The organism is Flammeovirga sp. AWQ4_249 (assembly GCF_056161045.1).
The window spans coordinates 1-207 of sequence record NZ_JBSWYJ010000175.1; the positions used below are offsets into that span (position 1 = coordinate 1).

Annotated in this window: 1 protein-coding gene; it reads right to left on the minus strand. The window is 35.3% G+C overall.

Features of this window, described 5'->3' with window-relative positions; translation table 11 throughout:
- Nucleotides 1-207 (minus strand): phophatidylserine decarboxylase associated domain-containing protein (locus tag ACXAHM_RS26535; protein WP_474967093.1); only part of this gene is annotated, 207 nt, incomplete at both ends.

A 207-nucleotide genomic window follows, 5' to 3' on the forward strand; every position in this document is an offset into this window, starting at 1 on the left:
TAAAATAGGGAGGTTGAGACATGACTTCATTCATCAAAGCCAACATATGGTCATAATCTCTAATTTGTGGCTTACCAGTAGGGTCAACGTTGTAAGGAGCCTTTGCAGGAACTTCATTAAACATACCAGTAAATAATTTTGTGTAATATTCTTCTCCTTCAATTAGGTCTTTTAAATCTTGAACTGGAGGAAGTAAATCTTTTGGGT